The sequence below is a fragment of the Clostridium sp. D43t1_170807_H7 genome, from assembly GCF_015555905.1.
Taxonomy (GTDB): Bacteria; Bacillota; Clostridia; order Clostridiales; family Clostridiaceae; genus Clostridium.
This window is the reverse complement of the sequence record NZ_JADNLK010000002.1, coordinates 168,672-188,140: the sequence shown is the minus strand read 5'-3', so window position 1 is coordinate 188,140 and position 19,469 is coordinate 168,672. Positions and strand designations below refer to the sequence as shown.

The 19,469-nt window shown below is 26.3% G+C and carries 16 protein-coding genes and 2 tRNA genes; 17 read left to right on the top strand and 1 reads right to left on the bottom strand.

Annotated elements, in window-relative coordinates; translation table 11 throughout:
- Positions 1-7 precede the first annotated feature (7 nt).
- From I2E98_RS02140 to I2E98_RS02125, 4 genes are all read left to right on the top strand, one after another.
- A tRNA-Trp gene (locus I2E98_RS02140) sits at positions 8-81 on the top strand.
- 189 nt (positions 82-270) lie between these two features.
- Positions 271-2,469, top strand: coding sequence for a DNA helicase RecQ (gene recQ / locus I2E98_RS02135; protein WP_195467323.1), 2,199 nt, complete (start codon positions 271-273; stop codon positions 2,467-2,469).
- Positions 2,470-2,543: 74 nt separating this feature from the next.
- A tRNA-Trp gene (locus I2E98_RS02130) sits at positions 2,544-2,617 on the top strand.
- Positions 2,618-2,930: 313 nt separating this feature from the next.
- A complete protein-coding gene (locus I2E98_RS02125) occupies positions 2,931-3,806 on the top strand; it encodes a PRD domain-containing protein (protein WP_195467322.1) in 876 nt (291 codons plus the stop codon).
- Positions 3,807-3,823: 17 nt separating this feature from the next.
- On the opposite strand, the gene I2E98_RS02120 is transcribed toward I2E98_RS02125, so the two are convergent.
- Positions 3,824-4,669, bottom strand: a complete 846-nt coding sequence (locus tag I2E98_RS02120) for a phosphatase (RefSeq protein WP_195467321.1) — start codon at positions 4,667-4,669, stop codon at positions 3,824-3,826.
- 146 nt (positions 4,670-4,815) lie between these two features.
- On the opposite strand from I2E98_RS02120, the gene I2E98_RS02115 reads away from it, so the two are divergent.
- The 13 genes from I2E98_RS02115 to radC all read left to right on the top strand — a co-directional run bounded on the left by I2E98_RS02115 (position 4,816) and on the right by radC (position 19,464).
- Complete coding sequence (locus tag I2E98_RS02115) at positions 4,816-5,766, top strand: PD-(D/E)XK nuclease family protein (RefSeq protein WP_195467320.1); 951 nt, start codon at positions 4,816-4,818, stop codon at positions 5,764-5,766.
- A gap of 69 nt (positions 5,767-5,835) precedes the next feature.
- Positions 5,836-6,090, top strand: coding sequence for a hypothetical protein (locus tag I2E98_RS02110; RefSeq protein ID WP_195467319.1), 255 nt, complete (start codon positions 5,836-5,838; stop codon positions 6,088-6,090).
- Positions 6,091-6,244: 154 nt separating this feature from the next.
- Complete coding sequence (locus I2E98_RS02105; protein WP_133014045.1) at positions 6,245-6,427, top strand: alpha/beta-type small acid-soluble spore protein; 183 nt, start codon at positions 6,245-6,247, stop codon at positions 6,425-6,427.
- Between the two features lie 257 nt (positions 6,428-6,684).
- Complete coding sequence (locus I2E98_RS02100; RefSeq protein ID WP_195467318.1) at positions 6,685-7,815, top strand: DNA repair exonuclease; 1,131 nt, start codon at positions 6,685-6,687, stop codon at positions 7,813-7,815.
- Positions 7,805-10,510, top strand: coding sequence for an AAA family ATPase (locus I2E98_RS02095; RefSeq protein WP_195467317.1), 2,706 nt, complete (start codon positions 7,805-7,807; stop codon positions 10,508-10,510). The genes I2E98_RS02100 and I2E98_RS02095 overlap by 11 nt, the downstream gene beginning before the upstream one ends.
- A gap of 79 nt (positions 10,511-10,589) precedes the next feature.
- The gene (locus I2E98_RS02090) at positions 10,590-12,386 is read left to right on the top strand and encodes a DNA mismatch repair protein MutS (RefSeq protein ID WP_195467316.1); all 1,797 of its coding nucleotides are present in this window, start codon (positions 10,590-10,592) and stop codon (positions 12,384-12,386) included.
- A gap of 52 nt (positions 12,387-12,438) precedes the next feature.
- On the top strand, positions 12,439-13,344 hold the full coding sequence (locus tag I2E98_RS02085; RefSeq protein ID WP_195467315.1) for a 3'-5' exonuclease: 906 nt from the start codon (positions 12,439-12,441) through the stop codon (positions 13,342-13,344).
- A gap of 107 nt (positions 13,345-13,451) precedes the next feature.
- On the top strand, positions 13,452-13,871 hold the full coding sequence (locus I2E98_RS02080; RefSeq protein ID WP_195467314.1) for a CBS domain-containing protein: 420 nt from the start codon (positions 13,452-13,454) through the stop codon (positions 13,869-13,871).
- 112 nt (positions 13,872-13,983) lie between these two features.
- Positions 13,984-15,129: a 30S ribosomal protein S1 gene (gene rpsA / locus I2E98_RS02075; RefSeq protein WP_195467313.1), complete on the top strand. Its 1,146-nt coding sequence runs from the start codon at positions 13,984-13,986 to the stop codon at positions 15,127-15,129.
- Positions 15,130-15,503: 374 nt separating this feature from the next.
- Entirely contained in the window at positions 15,504-16,955 is a 1,452-nt protein-coding gene (locus tag I2E98_RS02070; RefSeq protein WP_195467312.1) for an aminoacyl-histidine dipeptidase, read from the top strand.
- 147 nt (positions 16,956-17,102) lie between these two features.
- Positions 17,103-17,900, top strand: coding sequence for an SPOR domain-containing protein (locus I2E98_RS02065; protein WP_195467311.1), 798 nt, complete (start codon positions 17,103-17,105; stop codon positions 17,898-17,900).
- Between the two features lie 270 nt (positions 17,901-18,170).
- A complete protein-coding gene (locus I2E98_RS02060; RefSeq protein ID WP_195467310.1) occupies positions 18,171-18,737 on the top strand; it encodes a Maf-like protein in 567 nt (188 codons plus the stop codon).
- Between the two features lie 37 nt (positions 18,738-18,774).
- Complete coding sequence (gene radC, locus I2E98_RS02055) at positions 18,775-19,464, top strand: DNA repair protein RadC (RefSeq protein WP_195467309.1); 690 nt, start codon at positions 18,775-18,777, stop codon at positions 19,462-19,464.
- Positions 19,465-19,469: the final 5 nt, after the last annotated feature.

The window sequence follows — 19,469 nt, the reverse complement described above, 5'->3', positions numbered from 1 at the left end:
TGTACTTAGGGGTATCGTATATCGGTAGTACAGTAGTCTCCAAAACTATTAGGCTAGGTTCGATTCCTAGTACCCCTGCCAAAGAAGCTAGTAAGATTTTCTTGCTAGCTTTTTTTTATTAATTTTTTTAGAAAATAATTTATTATACTTTAATAGAAATACTGTAAAATAAATTTGTGACATTTTATAAAAAGAACAAATGTTTGAATAAATTGAATGATAAGGTTAATAATTAAAAAAGAAAATAGTTGGGAGTAGTAAGGAGAGTTTATGGATAAGGCATTAGATATTTTAAAACAATATTACGGATATAGTTCATTTAGGGAAGGTCAAGAAGAAATAATAAGAGAAATACTGAATGGAAATGATGTTTTAACTATTATGCCTACAGGTGGAGGTAAATCAATTTGTTACCAAGTACCTGCAATATTACTAGATGGTATAACAATAGTTATATCACCATTAATATCTCTTATGAAAGATCAGGTAGATAATATAAATAACTTAGGAATTAAGTCAGCATATATTAATTCATCATTAAGTAATATAGAAATAAATAATATTTTAGATGAAGCTGCAAGAAATGAAATAAAAATATTATATGTTGCACCTGAAAGATTAGAATCACAAGCTTTTTTAGAACTTATAGCTAGTATTAATGTTTCCATGGTTGCTATAGATGAGGCACACTGTGTGTCACAGTGGGGACATGATTTTAGAAGTAGTTATAGAAGAATAAGCAGAGTAATTTCGTTATTAAGAAATAGACCAATAGTTACAGCCTTTACAGCAACAGCTACAGATGAGGTTAGAGAAGATATAATAAATTTACTTGAATTGAATAATCCCAAAATATTTATATCTGGATTTGATAGAAATAATCTTAAGATAATAATAGAAAAGGGAGTAAATAAGAAAAATTACATTTTAGATTACATAAATAATAATAGACATGAATCAGGAATAATATATGCTTCAACAAGAAAAGAAGTAGATAATTTATATGAGTTATTGAATTCAAAGGGATTGCAAGTTGAAAAATACCATGCAGGACTTAGTGACGATTATAGAAAAACAGCCCAAGAAAATTTTATATATGATAAATGTAATATAATAATTGCTACTAATGCCTTTGGTATGGGAATAGATAAACCAAATGTTAGATATGTAATACATTATAATATGCCTAAAAATATTGAGGGATATTATCAAGAGATAGGGAGAGCAGGAAGAGATGGTGAAGAAAGTGAATGTATAATGCTGTTTTCACCTGGAGATGTTCAAACACAAAAATATATTATAGAGACTGCTACAGAAAGTAGTATAAGAAAAGAAAGTGAACTTTCAAAACTACAAACTATGATAAATCTTATATATACTCAAGATTGTTATAGAAAGTTTATATTAAATTACTTTGGTGAACAATATGATGAGAAGTGTAATAATTGTAGTAATTGTGAGGCACCAGGAGAATTAGTAGATAGAACTGTCGATGCTCAAAAAGTTATTTCATGTGTTTATAGAATGAATCAAAGATTCGGAATTGGAATGGTAGTAGATGTACTTAGGGGTTCTAAGAACAAGAAAGTATATGAGTTAGGATTTGATGAATTATCAACTTATGGAATAGTAAAAAATTATACTAAGGATGCATTAACTGAATTTATTAATATGTTAATTTCACATGGATATTTAAACTATAAAGGAGAATATCCAGTTTTAACATTAAATAAACAATCTATAGAGATTGTAAAGGGAGAAAGACGAGTATTTGTTAAAGAACAAGTAGTTAAGAAAATTAAAATAGAAGAAAATGAACTGTTTATTATATTAAAAGAATTAAGAATGGATATTTCTAGAGAAGAAAAAATACCACCATACATGGTATTTGGTGATTCTACATTAAAAGAACTTAGTAATAGAATGCCAATAACAGATGAGCAATTCTTAGATATAAGTGGTGTAGGTAATTCTAAACTTAATAAATATGGCGAAAAGTTTATGGAAAAAATTAAAACTTATATTGATGAAAATAACATTGAAGTAACCTGGAGCTTTATTAGTAAGAAAAATAACAACTTATCATTTGATGAAGTTTTGGATAAAGAAAAAGATAAAAAGAAAAAAGAAAAGAATAATAACGAAGAGAAGAAAAAATCATATGAAATAACAATGGACTTTATTAAAGCAGGTAGTTCAATAAAAGAAGTTGCTAAAGAAAGAGAATTAACTCTAATTACTGTAATGAGTCATATTCAACAATATATTGCTGAAGGGAATAAGGTAGATTTTATAATACCTTTAGATGAATTCTTTAATGAAGAGGAAGAAAAAATAGTTTTAGATGCTATAGATAAAGTTGGATACAGTAAGTTAAAGGATATAAAAGAAATAGTATCAGATAAAATAAGCTATGATACAATAAGAGCAGTGGTATTGAAAAAAATTATCAACGAACTTAATAACTAAATTATTCGTTACGTGAGAGCGAAAAAATTTAGTTGACAATTATTATGTTAACATGGTAGAATAACCATTGTTGAAGGGGTATCGTATATCGGTAGTACAGTAGTCTCCAAAACTATTAGGCTAGGTTCGATTCCTAGTACCCCTGCCAAAAGACTTAGCAAAATTGCTAAGTCTTTTTTGTTAAAATGAGAAGAGTTTGCTCAATATTTAATTTTATAATTTATTAAGAAGTTTTAGATTATTAGTAATTATTATTGAATAAGTTAGTAAATAGTAATTTAGGAGAAGGTAGTGAATTCACCATGGAATTATAGGAAAAACGACCTTAATTTGAGGGTTTACACATGCATCTCATTTAATTGACAAGCAAATATTTATAATGTTAAAATGGGGTATGCCTAAATTAAGAGTAGTCCTAGTTTGGGCTATCTTTTTACTACCATAAGGAAGGGGGCAAATGTATGATAGTTGAAAAAGTTTTAAATAATAATGTAGTTGTTTCAATAGATCCTACGACTAGGAAAGAAGTAATTCTTATGGGGAACGGTATAGCATTCAATAAAAAGCCTGGTCAATTAATAGATGTTAAAAGAATAGAAAAAACATTTATAGTGGATGATGAAAATTTAGGAAATAAAATTAAAAAATTAATTAATCAAATACCAGAGGGGATATTTGAATTAACAGATGAAATAATAACTCATGCAATAGTTGAGTTAAATGTTGAATTAGATAAACAAATTTATGTTTCTCTAGCAGATCATATAGCTTTTGCTGTAAAAAGATTTAAAAATGGGATTACTATAAAAAATGAATTGTTAAATGAAATAAGAAGGGTTCATAGAAACGAATTTAGAGTTTCATTATGGGCTGTTGATTACATAAATAGAAATCTAGATATTCAACTTCCAGAAGATGAAGCTGGATTTATAGCATTACATTTTGTAAATGCAAGTTATAAAGAAACTACAATGAAGTCAGTAGAATCAACTAAAATAATAAAGGATATATTAAATATCATTAAATACTATTTTGCTATAGAGTTAGATGAAGATGATTTAAATTATGATAGATTGTTAACTCACTTAAAGTATTTCGCAAAGCGTATTGTTAATAATAATAAACATAATAGTACAGATTCCAGTTTTGTAGAAGTTATATCAACTACATACCCTGAGGCATATGGATGTGCAATAAAGATAGGTGAATATATATTAATGAATAACAATTATGAGGTAGACGAGGACGAACTTGTATATCTAACAATGCATATACAAAGAGTTATATCTGTAGCAAGAGAAAAGAGAGAAAATAAAACCCTAAGCAATTTAACTTAAGCTTAGGGTTTTATTTTTTAAGATTGCTTAATCCATTCTGAATAAGATGTAGTATAATTATCAGATTTATTTTTTGAAACATAATCATAGAAGTCTTCTAAAAATTCAAATTGATGTTTGTTATCATGAAGATTAACACCGCCAACATTATATTGGTATGAGACTATTTGATCTAATGATAAGTTAGTAGTATTCATTAAAATTTGATACATTGACATAAAAGTAGTTGTTCTACCTTCACCAGCATCGCAATGAAAATGAAGATGTAAATCAGAAGGTTTTGTTTTAACAAATTCAACAAATTGATCAATAATTTCAGGAGTAGGAGCACCATTATCTCTTACTGCATATCTTTTATATTCCATACCGGCTTTATTAGCTACAGATGATTCATTACTAACAAAATCCACAGTTATTTCTTTAAAAGGTCTACCTGTTCTTCTATAAATATTTAAATCATCATTAAGTTTTATTTTAGATAAAAGTGAATCTTCTGTTTTAATTGTTTGCTCTGTAGTGAAACCATTATTTAAATCCTTAGTAGGATCAAAAAAGCTTATAGCATAATTATTAACTAATCCATGGGACTCTTGTCTTAAGTCTATAATACATATATTGGGTTTGTTTATAGTATTTTTTAAGTTATTTGCTTGTTCAGCTGTAAATTGAGCGCTACCAGAAATATTTAAATTAGGTATATCTCTAAACCTATCTGGTAATCCAGTAGTTGAAGTGCTATCTCTAACAATTAAGGTTTGATTTTTTTTATTAGATAGAGCATCAAAGGGAGAAGCAGATATTAAATTGATACTTAAAACTAATAGTGAAATACAAATAAATGTTTTCAAAATAAATTGTTTCATAGTTAAAACCTCCAACATTTTATTTATTTTATTAATATTTTTTGTATTAAATAATAAATTTATTCTAAATTATTAAATACATTATTCATACCATTAAATAAATATGGTAAAAATATTAATATAATAATTAAATTAGGAGAGATATAATGAGTGATACTTATCAAGAAAGAAAATATCCTGAAAAATCGTGGTCTATATCAAAAATGAAAACTTTAGAAAATTGTGAAAGAGATTATTATTATACATACTATGGAAGCCATAATGGTTGGATTTATACAAGTACAGATGAACAAAAAATGGCATGGAGATTAAAAAAGTTAACTAATTTATGGATGTGTTTTGGTGAAGTGGTTCATAAAGAAATTAAAGGCATAATAAATATATGTAAAAAAGATAAAACAAGGTTTATGAATGCAACAAGGTTTAATGAAGTAACTTTAAATAAGCTTAGAAATATAATACGAGAAAGTATCCAGAAGTATAACACTAAAGAATGGGATGAATATCCTAAAGGAATAATGCTTCAGGAGTATTATTATGGAGATAAGATATCAAAGCAAATTGGAAATGAGTTAAAAGAAAGATTAAGTCAATGTATAAATAGTTTTTATGTTTCAAAGAGTTTTGAAGATATTCTAAAATCAGAAACAGTAATTATAGAAAATGATGAAGATATATTCAGTAGTATTAATTATGATAGTTTAAAAGTATATTCTAAAATAGATTTATTATATAAAGATTATGATGGATACTATGTAATTGTAGATTGGAAAACAGGAAAAGCATCTGATAGTGATAAGGAGCAGTTATTGGTATATGCATGGTATGTAATGGAGGAATATGGTGTACATTATTCTAGAATTAAAGGTAGGATAGAATATCTTTTAGATGGACATGCAGAAGAAGTAATATTTAAACAAGAAGATATTGAATTTATAAAAAATAAGGTTTCTAATGATTTAAAAATAATAAATTATTATTTAGATGATATAGTTTTAAATAAACCAAAGGAAAAGGAAGTATTTCAAAAGAGATTAAAAAATTATAAATGTAGTAATTGTAAGTTTAGAATATTATGTAATGATGATAGTGTTTAAAAATATATAATTTGGATAGAACTTATAAAAAGGATTTAACAAATTAAATCAAAGTTTAAGAGGTGAAGTATGAGTTTTATTCAAATTCAAGCTATAATTTTTCTTAGTATCGTTATATGTTCTATTATTGGTGGAAAGAAAGCATCATTAATGGCGAGTGCAATTTGGATCATAGAAACAATAATAATTTACAAAACTAGTAAAGTGAATTATCTACAAATTATATCAGTTTCTTTATCATTTCAAATAGGAATGTTAGTTGCCATAGTTAGAGATTTTATAGTTAAAAAGTTTAAGAAAGCAACAAATAAGGAAGTTAGTTAATATAATCCATAATAATGAAAAGTGGGTATTATTTACTTGTTATATAAAAACCTATACTGGTTAATATAATAGTGTAAACAGAAACAACTTAGATGTGAAACAAATATTTAAGTTGAGTTTACAAAATTACCGCTAACCAGAGGAGGAATCGATTATGTCAAAAACATTAGTTCCAGAAGCAAAACAAGGATTAAGCGCATTCAAGAACGAAGTTGCAGCAGAAATGGGAGTACCATTTACAGATTATAATGGTAACTTAACATCTAGACAATGTGGTTCCGTAGGTGGTGAAATGGTTAAAAGAATGGTAGAACAATACGAAAGTGGATTAAAGTAAGAAACCATTAACGGCCACAATCAGACGAGTTAAAGGAAACAATACTTCGAGAGGGTGAGTACTGTTATGGGTGAAGCACCACCTGAAATTTAATCTATCATTCGAAAAAAAGAGGAGAGAGATATTAAAGTGGATTATATCTATAATAATATCTCTCTTTTCTTTTTGTATATAGATATTAGCAAGAGTTAAGAGACTTTATAACTAAGGTAATTTATGTTAAAATATGAACAAAGGTTCGTGAAGTAGGTGATAGAATGAATAAAATTAAGGTGTTACATTGTGCTGATTTACATTTTGATACGCCCTTTAAAGAGCTTAGTAAAGAAGTTTCAGATGTTAGTAAAAATGAGCTATTAGAGGTATTTAAAAATATAATAGATTTAGCTATAAATGAAAATGTAGAGGTATTACTTATTGCAGGAGATGTTTTTGATAATTTGACAGTAAATAAGAATACCTTATTTTTTATATCAGATCAAATTAAAAGAATAAAAGATATTAAGGTATTTATTTCACCAGGTAATCATGACCCATATAATGAAAAATCCTTTTATAGTATGATAAATTGGCCGGAAAATGTTTATATTTTCAAGGGTGATATGGAGTTTAAAGAAGTTAAAGAGCTAAATTTGATTGTTTGGGGAGCTGGATTCAGAAACAACTATGAAAATGAAACTTTGTTAAGAAAGATTAATGTAGATAATGATAAAATAAATATTATGTTGCTTCATGGAGAGATTACATCAGCTAATAGTAAGAATGAATATAATCCAATATATATAAGTGATATATATGAATCTAATATTGATTATATTGCATTAGGTCACAGACATAAGTTTTCAGGAATATTAAAAGCGGGAATAACTACTTATGCATATAGTGGATGTCCCCAAGGAAGAGGATTTGATGAAGCAGGAGAAAAAGGTGTTATAGTTGGAGAAGTATATAAAGGTGGAGCTAATTTGAAGTTCTTTCCTATGTATAAAAGAAAGTATATTACAAGAGAGATTGATATAACAGATACTAATAACTATGATGAAGTTGTATTTAAAGTATTATCAGAATTAAACAATGAGGAAATCTACCAGAATTTTTATAAAATTATATTGAAGGGTGAAATAAAAGAGCATTTTAATTTAAATGAAAAGTTACTTATAGAGAAATTAAAAGACAAATTTTATTATATTAAAATAATTAATAATACAAGTATAGAAGTAAATTTAGAAGAATTAAGTAGGGATTATTCTGTAAAAGGAAAGTTTATAGCAAAGATATTTGAAAAATTAAAATGTGCAAGTGATGATGAAAAGGAGATATTAGAGCTAGCTTTAAAGATAGGAATTCAATGTCTGTCAGAAGACGAGGTGAATTTAAATGATTATTAAAAGAGTAAATATTATTGCATTTGGTGGTTTAAAGGATAAAGTAATAAGTTTTGATAATGGAATAAATGTAATATATGGAGAAAATGAGGCTGGGAAGAGCACTATTCAAGCATTCATTAAGATCTGGTTATATGGTATGTCAAGTTACAAGGGCAAAGACTATAAGCAAAATGAACGACTAAAATATATGCCAAGTACAGGTGAAACTATTAGTGGGGAATTGTATGTAGAATCTAAAAATAAGGATTATATAATTAGAAGAACTTTTGGAAAGAGCAAAAAGGAAGATACATCTTCTATAATAGATGCCATTACTGGAGAAGAGATAAGTTACATTTCAAAGGATGAGCCAGGAAAATACTTTTTTAATATAAACAGAGCTACTTTTATTAATACATTATTTATTGGTCAATTAGGAGTTGGAGTAAGAAAAGATAAGGAAGGAGAAATAATAGATAAAATAGCTAACTCTATAGGAATAGATGATGGACAAGTATCGGTAGACGTAGCAATTGCAAAATTAAATAAATATAAAAAGTCTATTTCGAACGTTAGGAAAAATGGATGTTTAGATATATTAAATGAGAAGTATAGTAATTTACTTAGTGAAAGATATGAAGCGTATAATTTATCAAATCATAATTTAGATAATGAAGAATTATTAATCAATTTAAATTTGGAAAAGAAAAATTTAAATAGTGAAATTAATAATTTAGATATATATAAGAAATTTTTAAAGAAGACAAAGCTTAAAAAGGAATTCGAGGAAATAACACAATACTTTAAAAAGAAGCAGGAATTAAAAAATAAAGAACGGTATATTAATAAGTTATTAACTTATAATGATGAATTTATAAATTATGCGTTTATAAAAGAATTAAGAGAAGAATATTCCTTATATTTAAGCGTATTAGATACAAGTGAAGTAGAAAAAGAAAATATTAGAGAAAAAGAAGAAAGAGTAGAAGCATTAAAATCTCCCTTAGATAGGTATGATTATATAGAACAACTTCCCAAGAATATATTAAACCTATTAGAAAAATTAAGTATTAGAAGAGAAGTATTAAAGGAAAAAGTTGATATAAATAAATCTATAGAGAATGAAATTCATTTTTTAAATCTTAAAGAAAGAGAAGCAAAAAAAATAATTGGAGATGCTTTAATTATTGAAGATTTTAAGGAACAAATAGGAAATACAGTTAGTAATTATGAAGAAAAGTTAAGAGAGTTAAAAAAAATAGTTGAAAATAATAATGAAAGTAAAAACAATAATCTATTTTTTGTTTGTTTATTAGTAATATCATTATTATCTATAATATTAGCAATTGCTATAAAGAATAACATACTAAGTGTAATATTATATATAATTTTTGCTATAACAATTTTATTTTTATTAATTAATATTTATTTCAATAGAGGTAGAAAAAATAAAAAAATTCAGACAATAAAAAGAGAGATAAATAAGATAGAAAAGGATTTAGACTATTATTGTAACATCCTAAAAATTAGTAGCTATAAAGAATTATTTAAAAAATTAAAGATATATGATGATTATACAAAGCTTAAAATTAAAATTAATGAAAAGATTAATGAAAAGTTATCTCAAAGGGAATTATTATCTTTAGAAAAAGCAATAGATGAATATGATATTGTAAATTCTGAAATAGAAGAATATTTAATAATTTCTGGAGTAAATAATTTAGGAGAGCTTATAACAGAGATTAATAAATATCAAGAAGCATCTAAAGGATTAGATATACTAGAGATTGAATTAAAAAATTTAAAAATTGGCTTAGAAAAGACAAAAGAGCAATTAGAAATTAGAGAAACAAAGATAAGAAGAAAGTTAGGTTCTATAGGATTTGAAAATGTAAATCTTTTAGAAGTTGAAGATATTTTGAAGGAGTTAGAGGAAAAGTTAGAACTTAGAGATGAAATAAATAGAAATTTAGCATCAGTAGAAGAAGCATATTTTGCTTTAACAAAAGGAAAAAATATAGATTCAATTAAGAAAGAACTATGCGATGTAATTAATGTTGATTTTAAGTATTCTTATGAAAATGAAGAGGAGATAGATTCTGTTATTAAGGAGAAAAACTTAAGATTATTAGAAGTTGAAAAGAGTATTAAGGATATTGAAAATGAAATAAAGAATAGATTTAATGGAAAAAGAACAATACCAGATATAGAAGAAGAAATTAAGGCGGTTGAGGATGAAGTAAAGGAAAGAGAAAAGCAATTTAAGGCAAGTAACCTTGCTATAGATATTCTGCAAGAATCATATCAAGAACTGAGGGGTAATTTTGGACCAATACTTAATAAAAATGTAATAGAATCATTTAGAAGATTTACAAATGGAAAATATAGTGATGTTATGGTAGATGATAATTATGAAATGAAAGTTAGAAATGAAAATAACATAATGCAAGCAGATATATTAAGCAATGGAGCTAATGATCAACTAAATTTATCTCTTAGATTAGCATTTATAGATATGATATTTAAAAGCAAAGATGTATCAATATATTTAGATGATGCTTTTGTTCAATATGATAATAAAAGAGTAGAAAAAACGATTAAGTATTTAGTTAATCAGAATTTTAAACAATATATTATATTTACTTGTCATAATAGAGAAGAAAATATAATTTCAAAAAATAATATAGATCATAAATATATTAAATTAATAACATAAAATATAATTTAATATGGATTAAATGGGAAAAATAGTCTAAACTTAAGAGTATAGATTTATTTAAAGAGGTAATAAGTGGATGAAAAATTCGTTAAATTATTATAAAGATAATATAAGCAAAGTTAATGGTAAACTAGAAAAGTTAGAAAAGAAACTTATAACTTTTTCAGTTATACGCTTTATAGTTGTTATTATTGGATTAATAGCCATGTATTATTACTATAAACAAAATAGTATAGAGGGTATGGGATTTAGTTTTCTATGTACGTTAATTATATTTTTAGTAATTGCATTTTTTCATAATGAAAAGATAAATGCTAAAAAAAGATTATTAACGATGTTAAATTATTATGAGAAGGGTATAAAGAGACTAGATAATACATGGAAGGAATTTGATGATATTGGTGAAGAGTTTATTAATAGAAATCATAGTTTTTCAAGTGATTTAGATATATTCGGAAAAAGTTCTTTGTTTCAATGGATAAATCTAACCAAAACTAGATTTGGTAGAAAAAAGTTAGCATATAAGATGATGTTAAATGATTTACCTACAAGATATGAAATACAAGATAATCAAGAAGCTATAAAAGAGTTAGCCAATAAAAGAGAATTTTGTGAAAGGTTATATTTTGCAGCAAGTATAGAAAATAAGAAAAAGGAAAATATAGAAGAATTATTGAAATGGGCTAATGGTGAAGAAAAAAATAGTTTCACAATAAAGTATATATCATATATTTTTATAGCTATAACTGCAATAATTATATTTCTAGCAATTATAGGACGTATTCCAATAACATATTTATTATTAGATTTGATGATAAATTATTTAGTTATTAAATTATTAACTAAAAGGTTAAGTAGTGTAATAGATATATTTATAAAAAATAAAAGAGAAATAATTAAATATAGTAGTTTATTAGAATTGATACAAGATGAAAAGTTTGAGTCTAAGAAGTTGTTAGAATTCCAAAAGGAGTTAGTAGCATCTAATATAAATTGTAAGGCTGAGATGAAAAAGTTAAAAAATATAGTTAATTGGATAGGGGATAGTACATCTAATGCTTACTATCTTATAATAAATGTATTCTTAATGAGTGATATTTTTATTCTTTGTAATTTAGAAGAATGGAGAATTAGAAATGGTTATAAACTAGAAAAATGGCTTGAGATTATGGGAGAAATAGAAGCATTAGTGAGTTTATCAACTTTAGCATTTGAACATGAAGAGTGGGTTTATCCTACTATATCAGGAGTAAATGAGATTGAGGCTAAATCTTTAGCACATCCATTATTAGGGGATAGGGCTAAGTCTAATGATTTTAATCTTTATGGTAATGAGAAAGTAGCTTTAATTACAGGATCTAATATGTCAGGAAAGAGTACTTTTTTAAGGACTATAGGATTTAATATGATTTTAACTTATTTAGGATTACCAACTTGTTCAAAGGAATTTAAATGTGGGATAAGTAATATTTATACTTGTATGAGAACACAAGATAATTTAGAAGAAAATATATCTTCGTTTTATGCTGAAATATTAAGAATAAAATTGGTTATTGAAGCTGCTAAATCAGGAGAAAAGGTATTTTTCTTATTAGATGAAATATTTAAAGGAACTAATTCAAATGATAGACATGATGGGGCAAGAATATTAATAGAACAACTTGTTAAGCTTCAAGGAGTTGGGTTAGTGTCTACTCATGATTTAGAATTATGCAATTTAGAAAAAGAAAAAAGTTGGTTGGTTAATTATAACTTTAGAGAATATTATAAAGATAATAAGATTAATTTTGATTATGTTCTTAGAAGAGGAAAAAGCGAGACACAAAATGCAAAGCATCTTATGAAGTTGGCTGGCATTGATATTGAAGATTAATTTACTAATTTGACTTTTTAAATTTGTCATTAGTAGAAGGGTGGGGAGAATTTTGGCTTTTATAATAGTAGATTTAGAATTTAATAATTTAAGTGGAATACATAAGTGTATTCCAAATGTATATAATGATTATCCTAACTTAAAAAAGTTGGATTTAGTAAATGAAATAATAGAAATAGGGGCAGTTAAATTAGATGCTCATATGCAACCTTGTGAAGAACTGAAAGTGTTTATAAAGCCATCGGTTATTCCGGTAATAAATCCTAAAATATTAGATATAACAAAAATAGATATAAAAGATTTAGAAAATGGAGTTCATTTTATAGAGGGTCTTAATAAACTTAGAAGTATGGTTAATGAAGGTGATATAATTTGTTCATGGGCCAAGGATGATATAGCTGAAATAATAAGAAATGCAAATCATTATGGATATAATGACTTAAGTTGGATTAACAATTATTTAGATATTCAAGAATATGTAACAAAGATATTAGGTTTTAGAAAATCATTGAGTTTGAAAAATGCACTTAAGGCATTAAAAATAAAAGTAAATGAGGATGCATTACATGATGCATTAAATGATTCTATATATACAGCGCATGTATTTAAAAATGTATATAATGCTAGAGCTATAAAAAGGTATATAATAGAAGATGTTTATAAAATGCCAGCTTTAGAGGTAACTTCATTAGAGGGAATAGAGCTGAATTATGATAAAATAAATCAAACATGTCCTAAGTGTCAAAAAAAAATTGTAATTGATTACCCATTTAGTGTAGTGGGATGGAGATTTATATGTCTTGGAACATGTACAAAATGTAACAGTAGAATCTTAGATGAACTTATTGTGAGAAAGAGTTTATGTGGTGAGGAGATATATAAAGAAGTTGCAACTATAATAGATGAATATGATTATTTAAGATATGAAAATAAATTAAAGCATAAAGTTTACAATTAAAATTATATTAAATTAATAAATTATTAAAATTTAAAGATAATATAACAATTATATTTTATATATGATAAAATGGAGAAGAAGTATTATTTAAAGGAAAGGAAGAAGATATGAATATTGCATTTCTTTTAACTCCTAAAAATGAGGTTATTTATGAATATATAGATGCAACAATGAGACAAGTAATTGAGAGAATGGAGCATCATGGTTATACAGCAATACCACTAATAGACAAGCATGGAAGATATGTTGGAACTTTAACAGAAGGAGATTTATTGTGGAAGTTAAAAAATACTGCAAATCTTAACTTTAAAAATACGGAAAATGTTAAAGTAAGTGAAATAGCTATAAGAACAAAGCATAAGAGTGTTTCTATTAATGCAGATGTTGAAAGTATTATTAGATTAGCTACAACTCAAAATTTTGTACCAGTAGTTGATGATGAAGGTATATTTATAGGAATAATAAAACGTAGTGACATAATAAATTATTGTTACAATGCAATAAAGAAAAATAAAAAAATATTATAGAGTTTAAAAAAAGCTACTTTGTGAGAAGTAGCTTTTTTATTCTTTTACTTGTATAAAATTTACTGGTGACTTAAAATTAATTATGAGATGTTTTTACAAAGGAGTGGATACTATGTCAGTTGAATTAAATGAAAATTCAATGGGAGATCTTTTAAAAGAATTTGATGTTAAGAGAATTAATTCAGGAGATATATTAAAAGGTCAAGTTATAGATGTTAATGAAAAGGAAGTTGCAGTTAATATTAATTATGCATTTGATGGTGTAATAACAAAAGAGGAATTAGTAGTAGGTGATGTTTCTCCATTAGAAGTTGTTAAACCAGGGGATATATTAGATGTATACGTTATTTCACCTAATGATGGTGAAGGGTATGTTCAGCTTTCAAGATTAAGAGCATTACAGATAACTGAAAAAGAAGATTTACAAAGAGCTTTCAAAAATGAAGAAACTATAAAAGTTTTAGTAAAAGAAGAAGTTAAAGGTGGATTAGTGGCTTACTATGGGTCAATCAGAGTATTTATTCCAGCTTCATTAGCTTCAAGAGAAAGAATAGAGTTAAGTACTTTATTAGGAAAAGAAATTGAGGTTAAGTTAACAGAATTAGATTTAAGAAATAGAAAAGTTGTTGCTTCTAGAAGAGTATTAGAAGAAGAAGCTTACCAAGCTAAGAAGAAAGAACTTTGGAAAACTGTAAAGAGTGGTGAAAAAAGAGAAGGTACAGTTAAGAAGATCATTAAGGTTGGGGCTATTGTAGATATTGGTGGAATTACTGGATTAATTCATATTAATGATTTAGCTTGGGAAAGAGTTAAAAGAGTTGAAGATGTAGTAAATGTTGGAGATAAGGTTACTGTATTTGTAGGTGATGTAGATACAGAACATGAAAGAGTATCTCTAATATTAAAAGATGTAGATAAGGAACCTTGGAAAGTTCATGCTGATAATATAAAAACTGGTGATGTAATAGAAGGTAAGGTAGTTAAGTTTATGTCATTTGGAGCATTTGTAGAATTATTTCCTGGAGTTGAAGGGCTAGTTCATATAAATGAAATTACAGATGAAAACATAGCTAAACCTTCAGATGTTCTTGAAATAGGACAAATGATTAAAGTTAAAGTTCTTGATGTTAACAAGGAAAATAAGAGAATTTCTCTAAGTATTAAAGATGCAGTTGAAAGATCAAATGAATATATGCAATATAATGATAATGATGATGATGTTACATTAGGAGATTTATTCAAAGGATTATTTAACTAATTAAAAAATAACTTAGTAAATAAAAAAGTAATGATATTATTATAGTGATAATATCATTACTTTTTATATTTTTGTATATAATCTAGGTGCGCCTCGGTTTCTTTAGCTATTTTAGACATTGTTTTTGCTGAATGAGAATTTAATAAAGTTCTTATTTCAATAATATCGAATGCTTTTCTAACAAATGAGGCAGCATTGTTTCATTATGGCTTGCAGGTCTAATTGTAAAAATCATTTTAGTCTTTTGCATAAAACCACCTCACTTTAATTAAAATAAAAATTATAGGGTAATAAATTTAACTGCTATAATAGATATGATATACTAATTGATATATAATTATTTTAACATAATTAAACAGCGAGGAGACTTAAATATGAAAATTTTACAAAATTTAGAACCGAAAGAGGTTTTCGAGTATTTTGAAGCGATTTCAAATATTCCAAGAGGATCAGGCAATGAGAAGGGAATAAGTGATTATTTATTAAATTTCGGTAAGAGCCTAGGTCTTGAATCAATTCAAGATAAAGCATTAAATGTTATTATTAAAAAACCAGGAACTAAAGGGTATGAAAATGCTCCAACTGTTATTATTCAAGGTCATATGGATATGGTTTGTGAAAAAAATAATGGTGTAGAACATGACTTTGAAAAGGATCCATTAAAATTAAGAATAGTAGATGATTATATATATGCAACAGATACAACATTAGGAGGTGATAATGGTATTGCAGTTGCTTATGCTATGGCAATATTAGCTTCAAAAGATATTCCACATCCGCCAATAGAAGTATTAATTACTACAGATGAAGAAACAGGAATGTCTGGAGCAATGGCTATCAATAAAGAACATATTGATGGTAAGATATTAATAAACTTAGACAATGAAGAAGAAGGATATCTTTTAGTAAGTTGTGCTGGTGGAATAAGAAGTACAGCAACTATTAATATAGAAAAACAAGATATTAAAGATAAAAAACTAGTAAAAATAAATATATCAGGACTTAAAGGTGGTCACTCTGGTATGGATATAATTAAAGAAAGAGGAAATTCAAATAAAATTCTAGGTAGAGTTCTTAAAGGATTATCAAGAGAAGTTAAGTTTAATCTTGTTAATTTAAATGGTGGTTCTAAGAACAATGCAATTCCAAGGGAAGCTGAAGCTATTATATCTATTAATGCTAGTGATGAAAATACAGTTATAAATGTAATAAAAAATTGGAATGATATTATAGGTAATGAATTAAGAACTCAAGATCCAGGATTAAAAATAGAAGGTTCAGTAGCTACTGATAGTGTAGAAAGAGAATTTACAGATGAATGCACTAGTAAAGTTTTAAATTTATTATACTTATATCCAAATGGAATAAATTCAAAAAGTGTAGAAATAGATGGATTAGTAGAAAGCTCAACTAACTTAGGTGTTTTAACTACTAATGATACGACAGTGGAATTTGACTCAGCAATAAGAAGTTCTGTACCATCATTAAAAGAAGAAATAGTTTTAAGAAGTAAAACTATAGTTGAACTTTTAGGAGGAGAATTCACAACTACATCAGATTATCCAGCATGGGAATATAATCCTAATTCAAAAATAAGAGAAGTTTGCCAAAAGGTTCATAAAGATCTTTATGGAAAAGAAGCAAAGATAGTAGCAATTCATGCAGGTGTTGAGTGTGGGTTATTTAATGAGAAGTTAGGTAATCTTGATATGATAAGTTTTGGACCAAACCTTTATGATGTTCATACTCCTGATGAGCATATGAGTATTTCATCAGTAAAAAATTGCTATGAATATTTAAAAGCAATACTTAAGGAAATTAAATAGTTAGTAAAAAACGGAGACCGTTAGGTCTCGTTTTTTTTTGTTAAAAGGAAAAGTTGTTTTTATTATGTATATAAGTAGGTATTAATGAATATATTGTAATGTAATAAGTAAAAACATAATAAGTTAATGATTGGGGAGGATGAGAAAGTGAGGTATACAAGATATAACTATAAGAAAAAGAAAAATAATGATATTTTAAAATTTATTCTATCTTTTATTGGAATGAGTGTATTTGTAATAATAGTTGGAGTGTTGCTTGCAAATGTTATAATTCATTTTTTACCATTAAATAATGCAAGTACAGCAGATGCTAATAATAAAAGTAAACAAGTGCAGACGGATAATTCTGAAATTGTAAGTAATGAAGGTTCAGAGGGAAATGCAGATACTCCAGTAAATGCTGAAGTGGAAAATAATAATCAATCTTCTGAAGTTAGTCAAGAAACTATTAATACTAGTTTTATGGCCATTCAATGTGGGTATTTTGCACAAGAAGATAATGCAAAAGAAGCATTTAATAAAATATCAAGTGGGTATGGAGCTTTTATATATAATGATGCAGATAAATTTAAAGTTTTAGCAGGAGTTTATACAACAGAAGAAGGTCAATCTATTATTGATAAATTAATGGCAAGTGGAATTGAGTGTGTTAAAGTTGACTTTAATCTTAATAGTAGCAATACTGTTGAAAGTCAAATAGCTGGTATATATAATGGATATTTAGAAATATTGAATACTGCATTTAAAGATGATGTAAAATCAGTAGACACCACGGATTTTAAAGAATGGGTTGGAAAATTAGATGATATAAAAGAGGGAGATAAATATGAAGTTTTATCTGACTTAAAAAAACATATTAATGAATTAGGAACTGAAATAAGTAAGGAAAATGTTTCTAATGAAATGCAATATTTATATAAAGTTTTATTAAACTTTAATAAATAGAAAAAAAGCATAAATATATATCAATAAATGTAAAAAAAATACACTTAAAAATAAAGAAAATTTATATAATATTCTACAAAAAATTCATATATAAAAAGAGGAAAATGCTTGTTTGAATATCTATTAAGTGATAAACTATATTAGAAATAAAGATAGGTGACAAGAATTTACCTCTTTTTTATTGTGTTTTAAATTAAATTTTAAAGTCAGGTGTAAGACTAACGTTAAATTGGGAATAATATTTAATAAATGACTGTAGGATGTGATATTTTGAAGTTTATATTGGCATCTGCTTCAGAGCGTAGAAAAGAGTTATTATCTAGGATAGTAAGAGATTTTGAAGTTAGAGTTAGTGATTTTGATGAAGATTCAGTACAAGTTAATAATGACATAGAAAAGTATGTTAAAACATTATCTGAAGGGAAAGCTAAGTCAGTAGCATTAAATTGTAGTAAAGATTCTATAATAATAGGAGCTGATACTATAGTTGTTATAAATAATAAAGTTCTTGGAAAACCAAAAGATAAAAACGATGCTTTTAGAATGCTTAAGGCGCTAAGTAATAATGTGCATAGAGTATATTCTGGAGTTACAGTTATTAATAATACTACAAAAGCAATAAAAAGTGAATGTCTGTATACAGAGGTTTATTTTTCAGAGCTTTCAGATGAGGAAATATGGAAGTACATAGACACTGAAGAATGTTTAGATAAGGCTGGTGCCTACGGAATACAAGGCTTCGGTGGAGTTTTTGTTAAAAGGATAAATGGATGTTACTATAATGTGGTTGGATTACCATTAAACTTACTAAACAAAATGATAAAAGAAATTTTATAATTTGGGGGATGGATATTATTACTTAAAAGGAGTGCTTATGGCAGGAAATATAAGGGTAAATGATATACCATTAAACGAAAGACCAGTTGAAAAATTACTTCAGTTTGGAGTAGAAAGTTTAAGTAACGAAGAGTTATTAGCTATATTATTAAGAACAGGTACAAAAGGAGAAAACGTCATAGCTTTAAGTAAAAGGTTACTAATTGAGCTAGATGGTTTAGACGGGCTTTTAAATGTAAGTTTTGAAGAAGCAAGTAAAATTAAAGGTATTAAGAAAGTAAAGGCTTGTCAGATAATTGCTATGATGGAGTTATTCAATAGGTTTAGAACTTTAAGATCTCAAAGAGAAAGCTTTAAGATTTCGTCGCCTAGAGATGTTTCAACATTATTAATTAATGAAATGAGCAATTTCAAACAAGAAGTATTTAAATTAATACTATTGAATACTAAGAACGTTGTAATAGGAACTAAGGATGTATTTAAAGGAACATTGAACTCATCTATAGTTCATCCAAGAGAAGTTTTTAAAGAGGCAATTCAGAGGGGAAGTGCAAGTATAATAGTTTGTCACAACCACCCATCAGGAGATCCTAATCCAAGTAAAGAAGATATTAATATAACTCTTAGATTAAAGGAATGTGGAAAAATTATGGGGATTGAATTGTTAGATCATATTATAATTGGTAATAATAAATATGTTAGTTTAAAGGAAAAAGGAATTATATAATTGAA